The organism is Sphingomonas sp. AP4-R1 (genome assembly GCF_013113735.1).
Classification (GTDB): domain Bacteria; phylum Pseudomonadota; class Alphaproteobacteria; order Sphingomonadales; family Sphingomonadaceae; genus Sphingomonas_I.
Genome location: NZ_CP053346.1, coordinates 4,261,873 through 4,273,605 on the forward strand (window position 1 = coordinate 4,261,873; position 11,733 = coordinate 4,273,605).

At 66.1% G+C, this 11,733-nt stretch carries 8 protein-coding genes; 2 read left to right on the forward strand and 6 right to left on the reverse strand.

All coding sequences use genetic code 11. The features are described 5' to 3' along the window. Positions 1-12: 12 nt before the first annotated feature. From HL653_RS19520 to HL653_RS19530, 3 genes are all read right to left on the reverse strand, one after another. Positions 13-273 (reverse strand): hypothetical protein, encoded by a 261-nt coding sequence (locus HL653_RS19520; protein WP_171745985.1) that lies wholly within the window; start codon positions 271-273, stop codon positions 13-15. Between the two features lie 146 nt (positions 274-419). Then, positions 420-671, reverse strand: coding sequence for a hypothetical protein (locus tag HL653_RS19525; RefSeq protein ID WP_171745986.1), 252 nt, complete (start codon positions 669-671; stop codon positions 420-422). Between the two features lie 144 nt (positions 672-815). Continuing rightward, the gene (locus tag HL653_RS19530; protein ID WP_171745987.1) at positions 816-1,088 is read right to left on the reverse strand and encodes a hypothetical protein; all 273 of its coding nucleotides are present in this window, start codon (positions 1,086-1,088) and stop codon (positions 816-818) included. Positions 1,089-1,162: 74 nt separating this feature from the next. Here HL653_RS19530 and HL653_RS19535 point away from each other — a divergent pair, with 74 nt between their 5' ends. Further along, on the forward strand, positions 1,163-2,818 hold the full coding sequence (locus HL653_RS19535; protein ID WP_171745988.1) for a sulfotransferase: 1,656 nt from the start codon (positions 1,163-1,165) through the stop codon (positions 2,816-2,818). A 315-nt stretch (positions 2,819-3,133) separates the two neighbouring features. Here HL653_RS19535 and HL653_RS19540 read toward each other — a convergent pair whose 3' ends face one another. Then, complete coding sequence (locus tag HL653_RS19540; RefSeq protein ID WP_171745989.1) at positions 3,134-6,178, reverse strand: TonB-dependent receptor; 3,045 nt, start codon at positions 6,176-6,178, stop codon at positions 3,134-3,136. A 241-nt stretch (positions 6,179-6,419) separates the two neighbouring features. On the opposite strand from HL653_RS19540, the gene HL653_RS19545 reads away from it, so the two are divergent. After that, entirely contained in the window at positions 6,420-6,950 is a 531-nt protein-coding gene (locus HL653_RS19545) for a hypothetical protein (RefSeq protein WP_171745990.1), read from the forward strand. A gap of 183 nt (positions 6,951-7,133) precedes the next feature. Here HL653_RS19545 and clpB read toward each other — a convergent pair whose 3' ends face one another. Continuing rightward, positions 7,134-9,713 (reverse strand): ATP-dependent chaperone ClpB, encoded by a 2,580-nt coding sequence (gene clpB / locus HL653_RS19550; RefSeq protein ID WP_171745991.1) that lies wholly within the window; start codon positions 9,711-9,713, stop codon positions 7,134-7,136. A gap of 354 nt (positions 9,714-10,067) precedes the next feature. Next, positions 10,068-11,537, reverse strand: coding sequence for a PEPxxWA-CTERM sorting domain-containing protein (locus HL653_RS24375; RefSeq protein ID WP_253717118.1), 1,470 nt, complete (start codon positions 11,535-11,537; stop codon positions 10,068-10,070). Positions 11,538-11,733: the final 196 nt, after the last annotated feature.

The following is an 11,733-nucleotide window of genomic DNA, read 5'->3' on the forward strand; positions in this document are numbered from 1 at the left end:
CATCCCTTCCCGTCAGAATCCGCAGCTTCCGCCCTCGGCGACCTGGCAGGCCGCCGCCGTGTTATAGCCGGCGCGCATATTGTCGCGCTCGTGATCCCATTCCGCCTTCGTCTTGCAGACGCGCTTGCCCTTCACGAGCGAGCCCGTCTCCAGGAATTTCTTGCAGATCATCGTGTCGCGCGCATCGGCGGACTTTTCCGATTTGTCGCCGCCCGGCGCGGCCGACATGTCACCCGCGGCAAGAGCCAGAGCCAACAGAAGTGAAACGACCATCGTGACCTCCCGCTCGTCTTGAGCGGGGCCATTCTATCATCTTCCCGTCTTCCGGAAAGCCGGCTTTTCACAGGGGACGACTTTCCGCCGCACCCCCTGCGCGAGTAAAGCGCGCCTTATCGAGGCAAGGCGCGCTCCCTGTCCGTTCAGAAGCAGCTCGACGTGGCCTGGCAAGATGCCGCATTGTTATAACCGGCGCGCATATTGTCGCGGTCATGATCCCATTCCGCCTTCGTCTTGCAGACGCGCTTGCCCTTCACGAGCGAACCCGTCTCCAGGAACTTCTTGCAGATCATCGTGTCCCGCGTGTCGGCGGACTTTTCCATCTTGTCACGGGCCGGCGCGGTTTGCGGTTCGCCGGCAGCAAGAGCCAGAACCAGCAGAAGTGAAGCGATCATCGTGACTTTCCCATCGTCTTGAATGGCCGCACTATATCAGCTGGAAACCTTCCAGAAACCCGGCTTCTCAGTGGATGACACCGTTCGTCGCAAGATCGGCGGCGCGGGCGCCACCTTCTTGTCGCCCATATCCGGCGGCGAGGATCAGTTGCAGGTGATCCCGGACGCCATGCTGGCGCAGGCGACGGACTGGCCCAGGCCACGCGCCACATTCCCCTGAACGGTCAGCCGCTGGCGCTCCCATCCCGCCTTGGTCATGCACACGCGCTTGCCCTTCACGAGCGAGCCCGTCTCGATGAACTTCTTGCAGATCATCCGGTCGCCGGCATCCCCCGCCTTTTCCGGCTTGTCGGTGGCCGGCAGGCCTTGCAGATCACCCGCGGCAAGCGCCAAAAGCAGAAGGAAGGAAGCGTTCATCGTCTTTGTCCCCAACAGTCGCCGCTCACCTAGCTCAAGCGAATTTGCCGCAGAAGAGGCCCGCTTTTTAAATCATGTCGAATCGGATCAATAAATCGTCCCGCGCCGCCAAGGCGAAGCAGAGCGCCGTTTCGCGCGGGCGGGTCGAGCAGGCGCTAGCCGCCGGCGATATTGCGGGCGCGGCCTCCCTGGCCGAAGCCGCGCTGGCGGCGGGACAGATGGATCCGATGTTCCTGAACCTCGCCGCGTGGCGGAACGAGGAGATCGGCAACTTCCCCGAAGCCTATCGGCTGTTGCAGCGCGCACTCGTCATCTCGCCCGGCGACATCACGATCCTGGGTGGCATCGCGGCGGTCCTCCGCAAGGATGACCGGCCGAACGAGGCGATCGAGGTGATCGATGACGTGGTGGCCAAAGCCCCCGGCTATGCCGCCGCCTGGCTGGAGCGCGGCTACATCCTCGATGCGCTGCGCGACGAGGAGGCCGCCGCCGAAAGCTATGGCCGTGCCGCCGCGCTCGATCCCGGCATGGCCCCCGCGCTCGGCAAGCTCGCCGATCGCGCCGCCAAGCGCGGCGAGACGGATGCGGCACAGGCTTATGCCCGCCGCGCCTTCGCCACCCATCCGCTCGAGCCCGCCGCCACCTTCGCGATCGCGACGATGGCGATCGAGGCCCGCGACGGCGCGGCCGCCGAACGGCGCCTGCGCGCGCTGCTCGATCATCCGCTCGACGGCGACGATCGCACGCGCGCGCTCACCCTGCTGGGCGACGCGCTCGACAAGCAGGATCGCACCGCCGAGGCCTTCGCCGCGTGGGAAGCGGCGCAGCGCAACTTCGCCGATCGTTATCGCGCCCGGCTCGGCCCCGTCGACGGCCGCCCCTCGCACCGCGCCTTCATCGATCGCATCGCAGCCCAGGTCGCCGCGACCACCGCGCCGCCGCGCCGTTATCCGGACACGGATCTGCCGCAGGCGGCCGCCGCGCATGTGTTCCTGCTCGGCTATCCCCGCTCGGGCACGACCCTGGTGGAAAATGTCCTCGCCAGCGCGCCCGGCGTGGCGGCGCTCGAGGAACGGCCGACGCTGGTCGATACGGATGAGATCGTCCTCGCCAATGACGGATCTATGCCCGATCTCGACACGCTCGGTCCCGCCTTCGTCGATCGGCTGCGCGCGGGCTATTGGCGGCGCGTCACGGACATGGCCGGCGACGTCACCGGCAAGACCTTCGTCGACATGAATCCGTTCAACGGCTTCAAGCTGCCGATGATCGCGCGCCTGTTTCCGGACGCCCGCATCGTCGTGATGCGCCGCGATCCGCGCGACATCGCGCTGAGTTGCTTCCGCATCAATTTCACGCCCAGCACCGCCACCTATTCGTTCAGCGATCTGGCCGAGACGGCCCGCCATTATGATGCGCTGACCGGGCTGGTGGAATTGTGCCGGGAGCGTTTCCCCCTCGCCTTCCACGATCTGCGTTATGACCGGCTGGTGTCCGATTTCGAGCCGACGGTGCGCGCGCTGGCGGCCTTCGTCGGCATAAAGTGGACCGACGATTTCATGACCTTCGATCGCACCGCGCAATCGCGCGGCGTGCGCACCGCGAGCGCCACGCAGGTCCGTCGCGGCCTGTTCGACGGTCGCGGCCAGTGGCGCCGCTACGAGGCGCAGCTCGCCCCCGCTCTGCCGATCCTGGAGCCATGGGTGAAGCGCTTCGGCTTCGAGGGCTGAGCGCGGCTCCGAGAGCTCGCTGACCGTCTACGTCGCGGACGCCACCGGATAGCCCTCTCCCGTTTTCACGGGAGAGGGTTGGGTGAGGGTCTTCTTCTCGGCCGGGCATCGTCGATCCAGAAGACCTTCACCTCCCATCGCCTGCGGCGACGGCGCCCTCCTCTCCCGCGAAAGCGGGAGAGGATCTGAGAGGCTGCACCCGATCGACAGGCGCTTCACCCGGATATCCCGGACTTTCCCGCCATCTCGTTCGCCCAAAACAAAAGGGGGCGGGCCGAAGCCCACCCCCTCGATAGTTTCCCGAAGGAACCCGGCTCAGAACTTGAGCTTGGCGCCCATCAGGAAGCGACGGCCCAGCGCGTCGTAGGTCGACGGATAGGTGTTGCCGCTGTTGAACGAGGTCGAACCGATCGTGTTGCCGACGATCGGCGGAGCCTTGTCGAGCAGGTTGGTCACGGTCAGCGTCACGTCCAGATTGTCCGTGACACCGACGCGGAACGCCAGGTCGAAATAGTCGTACGCCTTGATGTGACCGAAATTGTAGGTCCGGCCGGCCAGTGCGCCGTTCGAAGCCGCATTGCCCGCGATCGTGCCGTTGAAGGTGGTGGTGCCATCCTCGGCATTCATCGGGCTGATGTGGCGCCACAGGAGCGACACGTCGAGCGCGCCGCGGCTGAGGGTCGTGCGCTGCTGGAAGGTGAACTTCGGCTGCAGCGAACCGGCCGACGAGCTCGGACCGGCCGACGCGGGCGAACCGCAGCTCGTGCTGTAGACGCCGACGCAGTCGCGAACGATCGAAACCGGCGTCGCCTGGAACTCCGCCCGACGGGTGTAGTTGCCCTGCATGCCGAGATCGAGCTTCGCGAAGCCGAGATCACGACGATAGTTGAAGCCGAAGTCGATACCGTCGGTCAGAACCTGGCCCGCGTTGGACGCGACGAAGTTCAGGCCGCCCGTGGTCGCCGGATCGCCATCGAGACCGCCGGTGACCGGGTTGCGCCGGATCGCGGTGCAGAGCGGGTTCGAAGCCGCGGCTGCCGAGATGCCCGCACCGGTACGGTTACCGAAGCACAGGTTGATCGCGTCATCCGGGGTCGGCTGCGAAATCGCGTCCTTGATCTTGATGTGGTAGTAATCGACCGTGATCGACAGGCCGGGGATCAGACCCTTCGGCTGCAGCACGATACCCAGCGTGTAGGAGTCCGACTTCTCGGGACGGAGACCCAGGTTGCCGGAGGTCGTCGCGGCCGCCTGAGCGCCGGTCGGGACCAGGATGCGGCCGATCGAATTGGCAGGAGCACCCTGCGCGAGACAGACCGCCCGCAGGTTCGCATTCGTGGTCGGCGCGGCGCCGGCGCACGGATCGTAGCTGAGGTTGGTCAGGCCGACGACCGACGGCGCGAACAGCTCGGTGATGTTCGGCGCACGAACCGCGCGCTGATATTCACCACGGAACTTGATGCCGCTGATCGGTTCCCAGGTCAGACCGCCCTTGTAGGTGGTCGTCTTGAAGCTCGGCTTGCCCGGAGCGTCGACGCTGTACTTGGAGTAACGCAGGCCGCCTTCGACGGTCAGGCTCTCGAAGCCCGGCTTGTCGGAGACGAGCGGAGCGATGACTTCGCTATACCCTTCGACGACGTCATATCCGCCGTTGAAGTTGGTGATCGCGCCGCCGGCGCCGCCCAGTTCGCCCGCCGTCTGCGACAGCGAGTCCGCCGACTGCGAAGCGGTGTACTTGCGATACTCGGTGCCCGCCGCGAAGCTGATCGGGTCCGAAGCCCATGGGCTGGTGACGCCGAAGTCGCCGGTCAGAAGCGCGCGGGCCTGGGCCAGCGAAGCCTTCTGCTGCGAGAACGAGTTGCCGGTCAGATACGGGATCTGGTTGGCGGCGATCGAACCCGTCGGGCCGAACAGGTTGAGCGGAACGCAGCCCGTGCCCGCCGTCAGAGGGGCGCCGTTCGGGGCGTTGCCAAGGCAGCTCGTGGTGTTGGTGGCGTACACGGCCGAGCGGACGCGCGACAGCAGCACATAGCCCGACTGGGTCTGGCGGTTCTCGGACTCGCCGTACGAACCGTTGATGTCGAGGTTGATGCTGTTGGTGATGTCGAACTTCGCACCGGCGCGATAGTCGAACATCGTCGTCACATATTCGGAGACGCGCGGGCCGACTTCCGTCGTACGACGGCCGACAGTCGTGTTGAAGGTGCGGAAGTTCGGATCCGTCGGGCTCGTCGCCAGAGACGCCGCGTTGCACTGCGCGGTGGTGAGGCCGTTGCCGGCGCACATCGCGGCGCGGAGGGCCGGCGTCAGATACGGGTTGCTGTAGGGGATCGTCAACTGCGAACCGAAGACGCCCGACGGCGCGATGATCGTGTTGACGGTGTTCTTCGAGAACGTGCCGCGCGTGTAGACCTGGATGCCGTCCGCCACGTCATAGTGGCCGGCACCGTAGATGTTGAAGCGCTTAAACGGCGTCTGGAAGATGTTGTAGGGCGCGAAGTTGAACGCGTCGGACGGCGCCGCGGCCGTGCCGCGCGAACGATAGGCGCGAACCGCACCGGTGTTCTGGTCGATCACCGAATAAGCGGAGCCGCCCGTGGTGAAGCGCGACGGGGTCGTCGTGCCCGAACCGCCGGCGAAGCCCGAGGTCGAGGTGTACTGGTTCTGCGAGAAGGTGCGCGCGCCCTGATAGACCGGCTTCGCCTTCTGGTAGCCGATCGAGAGGACCGCATTGCCCTTGCCGTCGTCGAAGTTCGCGCCGACCGTCAGATCGCCGCGGAAGACGTTGCCGTCGCCGCGCTGCGTGATCTGGTTGGAGACGTTCGCCTCGAAGCCCGAGAAATCCTGGCGGGTGATGAAGTTCAGCACGCCCGACACGGCGTCCGCGCCGTAGGTCGTGGCGGCGCCGCCGGTCAGCACGTCCGCGCGCTCGATCAGCGCGAGCGGGATGTTGTTGAGATCGGTACGGCCGGTCGCGCTCGACGGAACGATGCGGTTGCCGTCGATCAGGACGACGTTGCGGAAGTTGCCCAGGCCGCGAAGGTCGGCATAGGCCGCGCCGCCATTGCCGTTGTTCACGGCGGAGCCGATCGACGGCGTCACGCCCGGCAGATCGCGGACCAGTTCTTCAGCGGTGTTGCGCTGGCGGAGCGCGATTTCCTCGGAGCCGATCACTGTGACCGGAACGGACGACACCAGGTTCGGGTTACGAACGAGGGTGCCGGTGACGACGATGTCGCTCGACGAGGTTTCGGCCGACGTGTCGGTCGAGGCCGTCTGCGCGAACGCCGGATTGGCGATAGCGGCTGCGCCGACCAACAGGGTCGATGCCAGCAGGTTGTTACGGTAGCGAATGGTCATATTGGTCCCCTTTAGCAGCCACCGGTTCGGCTTTGGCCGCTCCAATTCGACATGGCAGTGCACGACCTCAAAGGCCGTCACATGGGACAATGGCTAATATGAAAACTTTGCGACGGCCATGACCACATGTTCGCGACCGCAATATTACTGCCACATGTTACATGGCTGCCACACTCGGCGATCTTGCAGACATGCGCGCGGCGGCCTAGCCCTGCGGCACCTGCTGCGAGAGAGGCATCTGATGAGGACGGGGTTCACGATCGCGCTCGGCGCGGCGCTGTTTTGCGCGGTTTCCGCTTCGGCGGCGGAGCCGAAGTCGGCGGATCGGGTGTTGCGCGATTTCGGCACGTGCCGTTCGACGCCCGATGCCGCCGCCCGCCTCGCCTGTTTCGAAAAGACGTTCGATTCCTTCGAACAGGCGGTGAAGTCCAAGGAAGTCACGATCGTCGACAAGGCCGACATGCGGCAGGCCAAGCGCTCGCTGTTCGGCTTCACCTTGCCGAAGCTCGATCTGTTCAACGGCGACGGCGCGAAAGCCGACAAGGCCGACGAGTTCAGCGAGATCAACACCACCGTCGCCTCGGCGCGCGCCGTCGACAATGGCCGGGCCGAAATCACGCTGGCGGACGAATCCGGTGCCGTCTGGCGCACCACCGATCCGATGAAGTGGCCGCCCAGGCCCGGCGACAAGATCCGCATCCGCGAAGCCTCGCTCGGCAGCTACTTCCTGTCGATGGGCGGCCGCTCCTATCGCGGCCTGCGCGTGCGCTGAGGCTTGAATATGCGCTGAGGCTGATGCCGCCCCATCCCTCCGTTCGTGCTGAGCGAAGTCGAAGCACGGGCTACAGGCACACCGCCTGCAACACGTCCTTCGACAGGCTCAGGACGAACGGCGCCAGAAAAAACTGACGGCCATCAGCGGCAGCAATCGCGCCGATGATGGCCGCCGTCCGCTTTACGCGACCTTCAGGTCCAGCCGGCCGTCCGCTCCCTCGACGGTGACCATCGATCCGTCGGGCACGTCGCCCTTCAGCAGCGCCTCGGCGAGCGGGTCCTGCAGATATTTCTGCACCGCGCGCTTCAGCGGCCGCGCGCCATAGACCGGATCGTAGCCCACCCGGCCCAGCCATTCGCGCGCACCGTCCGTCAGGCTCAGCGCGATCTTGCGATCCTTGAGCAGTTTCTGGACGCGGCCAACCTGGATGTCGACGATCGGCCCCATGTGGCTCTGGCCCAGCCGGTGGAACAGGATGATCTCGTCCAGCCGGTTCAGGAATTCCGGCCGGAAGTGCGCGCGCACCACCTCCATCACCTGCGGCTCCACCGTCTCGGTCGAAACCTCGTCCGGCAGGTTGGCGAGGAACTGGCTGCCGAGGTTCGAGGTCAGGATGATCAGCGTGTTGGTGAAATCCACCGTGCGCCCCTGCCCGTCCGTCAGCCGGCCGTCGTCCAGCACCTGCAGCAGGATGTTGAACACGTCGCCGTGCGCCTTCTCCACCTCGTCGAACAGCACGACCTGATAGGGCCGGCGCCGGACTGCCTCGGTCAGGACGCCGCCTTCCTCATAGCCGACATAGCCCGGAGGCGCGCCGATCAGCCGCGCCACGCTGTGCTTCTCCATGAACTCGCTCATGTCGATGCGCACCATCGCGGCATCGTCGTCGAACAGGAAGCCGGCCAGCGCCTTGGTCAGTTCGGTCTTGCCCACGCCGGTGGGCCCGAGGAACAGGAAGGAGCCGAGCGGCCGGTTCGGATCCTGCAGGCCCGCGCGGGCCCGCCGCACGGCGCGGCTCACCGCCGCCACCGCGTCGCTCTGCCCGATCACGCGCTTGCCGATCGCCTCTTCCATGCGCAGCAACTTGTCGCGCTCGCCTTCCAGCATCCGCTCGACCGGCACGCCCGTCCAGCGCGCGACGACCGAGGCGATATCCTCGCTCGTCACTTCCTCGCGCACCATCGCCGTGGCGGTGGTGGTCTGGGCCTCGGCCAGCTGCTTCTCCAGCGCCGGGATGATGCCGTAGCTCAGTTCGCCCGCGCGGGTGAAATCGCCGCCGCGCTGCGCCTGGTCCAGCTGCTGGCGCGCCTGCTCCAGTTGCTCCTTCACCTTCGTCTCGGCGTTGAGCTTGTCCTTCTCGGCCTGCCAGCGCCGCGTGAGCGCCGCGCTTTCCTCCTCCAGCGCCGCCAGATCATATTCCAGCGCCGCCAGACGATCCTTCGACGCCTGATCGCTTTCCTTCGACAAAGCCTCGCGCTCGATCTTCATCCGCACGATGCGCCGGTCGAGCGCCTCGATCTCCTCGGGCTTGCTCTCCACCTCCATGCGCAGGCGCGAGGCGGCCTCGTCCATCAGGTCGATCGCCTTGTCCGGCAGGAAGCGGTCGGTGATGTAGCGGTTGGAGAGCGTCGCCGCCGCCACCAGCGCGCCGTCGGTGATCCGCACGCCGTGGTGCAGCTCATATTTGTCCTTGAGCCCGCGCAGGATGGAGATCGTATCCTCCACCGTCGGCTCGCCCACGAAGACGGGCTGGAAACGCCGCTGGAGCGCCGGGTCCTTCTCGACATATTTGCGATATTCGTCGAGCGTGGTCGCGCCGATGCAGTGCAGTTCGCCGCGCGCCAACGCCGGCTTCAGCAGATTGCCCGCATCCATCGCGCCTTCGGATTTGCCCGCGCCGACCAGCGTGTGCATCTCGTCGATGAAGAGCACCACATGCCCCTCGGCCTGCTTCACCTCGTCGAGCACGCCCTTCAGCCGCTCCTCGAATTCGCCGCGATATTTGGCGCCGGCGATCAGGCTGCCCATGTCGAGCGCCATCAGCCGGCGGTCCTTCAGCCCGTCCGGCACGTCGCCATGGGCGATGCGCAGCGCGAGGCCCTCGGCGATCGCGGTCTTGCCGGTGCCGGGCTCGCCGATCAGCACGGGATTGTTCTTCGTCCGCCGGGCGAGGATCTGGATCGTGCGGCGGATCTCCTCGTCGCGGCCGATCACCGGATCCAGCTTACCGTCGCGCGCCGCCTGCGTGAGATCGCGCGCGAACTTCTTCAGCGCGTCATAGCGATCCTCGGCCGAGGCGGTGTCGGCGGTGCGCCCGCCGCGCAGTTCGTTGATCGCGGCGTTCAGCGCCTCGGGCTTCAGATTCGCCGCCTGCAACGCCTTGCCCGCCGCCGTGTTGAGCGAGAGCGCCAGCGCCAGCAGCATCCGCTCGACGGTGACATAGCTGTCCCCCGCCTTGGTCGCGACCTGCTCGGCCTGGTCCAGCACGCGGATCAGATCGTTGGTCAGCCCCGGCGTCTGCTGTGCGCCCCCGCCCGAGACGGACGGGATCTTGGCGAGCGCCGCATCGGTGGCGCGCGTCGCCGCCAGCGGATCGCCGCCCGCCGCCTTGATGAGGCCGGATGCCATGCCCTGCTCGTCCTCCAGCAGCGCCTTCAGCAGATGCTCGGGCGTGATCTGCTGGTGACTCATGCGGATGGCCACGGTCTGCGCCGCCTGCAGGAAACCCTTGGATCGTTCGGTCAGCTTTTCGAGGTTCATGGAAACTCCTTGATCCCCCGCCAGATAGTGTTGCCTTTATGCAACACAAGGTCTCGACAGAGATTATTGGCGCCCGCCGCATCGTCCCGGAAAGAGCCGTGCAGCGCGGGATGAAGGATGGTCACGCAAGCCCGCCTCGACAAGGCCATCGGCAAGCGGCTTCCAGCTCCCCTCCCTGAAAGGGAGGGGTCGGGGGTGGGTCGCTATCGGTGGGCTACATGGCCGCAAGCGGATCCCCCCCCCCTCAATCCCCTCCCTTCCGGAGGGAGGCTGCGCTGCGGCGCCCGCCCCCAACGAAAAACCCCGCCGGCCTTTTCGGCCAACGGGGTCCCGATCCTCGCGTCTGTTCAACGATCAGACGAAGCGCACATTCGTCCGCGTGCGGCGGCGCATCGCGCCACCCACCGCGCCGAAGCCGACGATGAACAAAGCCCACGAAGCGGGCTCCGGCACGTCGGAGGCGGTCGGCGCGAAGGAGATCCCGCGGAACACCGAGTTGATCGGCGAGGTCGCCAGCGTCGTGAAGCTCTGGCCCGCCGCCTTGGTCGTCGCGGTCAGCGTATCGCTGATGCCGTAGAGATAGGTCGTCTCGACGCCGGTCACGGTGTTGCTGGTCGCATAGAGCTCCACCGTATCGCCCACGACCACGCCCGTCAGGCCGAACAGGCCCGTCACGCCCGAAGCCGAGCCGTTGCCGACCAGATTGAGACCGGCCGCGATCGTGTAGGCCAGGCTCCAGCTGCCGTTCGAAAAGACCCACTTTTGCAGGCCACCATTGCCGAGCGACGAACCGTTGCTGTCGTTGGTGACCGAGTCATTCTTCGGCATGCCGCTGTCCGCCACATAGAGCGTGGTGGGATTGGCGAAGAAGAAGGCCTCCGGGCTCAGATTGACGGTCGTGCCGATCGTGTTGAGGCCGTTGCTATTCGCCGCCGTGACCGTCAGCTTGCCCGTGCCGCCATTGTTGCCGAAGCCCGGCAGCATCGTGGGGCCGTCGCCATTGTTGGCGAGGGAGGTCGGCAGCGAGCCGATCTGCCCCAGCGTGCCGATGAAGTCGCGGTTCGACTTCGAACCCTGCTTGCTGTCGACGGAGGTGAGGAGCTGGCCGTTATAGACCTGCACGTCGCGCGTATCCTGCGCGGCGGTCTTGCCGCTCGTGTCGAGACCCGTCACCGCCGTGGCCGTACCGCCCGAAACGTAGAAGACGCCGCCCGTCTTGTCGCCGGACTGGCCCTGCCCGGAGATGTAATAGCTGCTGCCGTCCACCGTATAGGCGGCGCGGGGGTTCTGGCCGTTGTAGACGTTATAGAGCGCGGTCGAGCTGTTGACCGAGCCCATCGCATCGATCGACACCACCACGCGCGGCACCGCCGTATAGGCCTGTCCCGTGAGGCTGCCCGACTGGGCCAGCGCGGTCGACTTGGTCGGGTCGGTGGTCAGCGTGCCGTACGCGGTCGGGTTCGCGTTGAAGGCGGCGGCGTTGACGCCATAGCCCATCAGGGTCAGCGACTTGCCGTCGCCGGACAGGTGCAGAAAGCCCTCGGACGACGAGCCATATTCGCCCGACACGCCCAGATTGGCGCCGGACGTGGTCTGCGGCAGCACCAGCGAATTGACGTAGGAGGCGCTCGACGTGCCCGTCTGCGCGAACTGCATCAGCGTGATCGGCGCGGCCTGGTTGGTCGTATAGCTGCCGGAGGTGGCGCCATAGACCCCATTGCCTTCCACCAGCACGACGAGATTGCCGGTGTCGAAGGTCGCCGCGAAGGCCGGCACGGAAGCAAAGAGCAGCGACGCGAACGCCGCCTTCGTCATCAAACGCATATCATTCCCCAAGGAGATGGCCGCGTCGAACGACGCCCCCACGCTTAGGGTTAACAATTGGTTATGACGATCCAGTGACATATTTCGTCACATGACCGCAGCATGACATCGGCTCGGCCGGGTCAGTATCAGCGATTGGAAACGGCAGCTTCCCGAGACATCGTCACCCTGAACTCGTTTCAGGGCCCATGACCCG

What these genes read in the sequence shown, in the direction of transcription:
- HL653_RS19520 (WP_171745985.1), bottom strand. Translation starts at nt 273, where the DNA reads ATGGTCGTTTCACTTCTGTTGGCTCTGGCTCTTGCCGCGGGTGACATG.
- HL653_RS19525 (WP_171745986.1), bottom strand. Translation starts at nt 671, where the DNA reads ATGATCGCTTCACTTCTGCTGGTTCTGGCTCTTGCTGCCGGCGAACCG.
- HL653_RS19530 (WP_171745987.1), bottom strand. Translation starts at nt 1,088, where the DNA reads ATGAACGCTTCCTTCCTTCTGCTTTTGGCGCTTGCCGCGGGTGATCTG.
- HL653_RS19535 (WP_171745988.1), top strand. Translation starts at nt 1,163, where the DNA reads ATGTCGAATCGGATCAATAAATCGTCCCGCGCCGCCAAGGCGAAGCAG.
- HL653_RS19540 (WP_171745989.1), bottom strand. Translation starts at nt 6,178, where the DNA reads ATGACCATTCGCTACCGTAACAACCTGCTGGCATCGACCCTGTTGGTC.
- HL653_RS19545 (WP_171745990.1), top strand. Translation starts at nt 6,420, where the DNA reads ATGAGGACGGGGTTCACGATCGCGCTCGGCGCGGCGCTGTTTTGCGCG.
- clpB (WP_171745991.1), bottom strand. Translation starts at nt 9,713, where the DNA reads ATGAACCTCGAAAAGCTGACCGAACGATCCAAGGGTTTCCTGCAGGCG.
- HL653_RS24375 (WP_253717118.1), bottom strand. Translation starts at nt 11,537, where the DNA reads ATGCGTTTGATGACGAAGGCGGCGTTCGCGTCGCTGCTCTTTGCTTCC.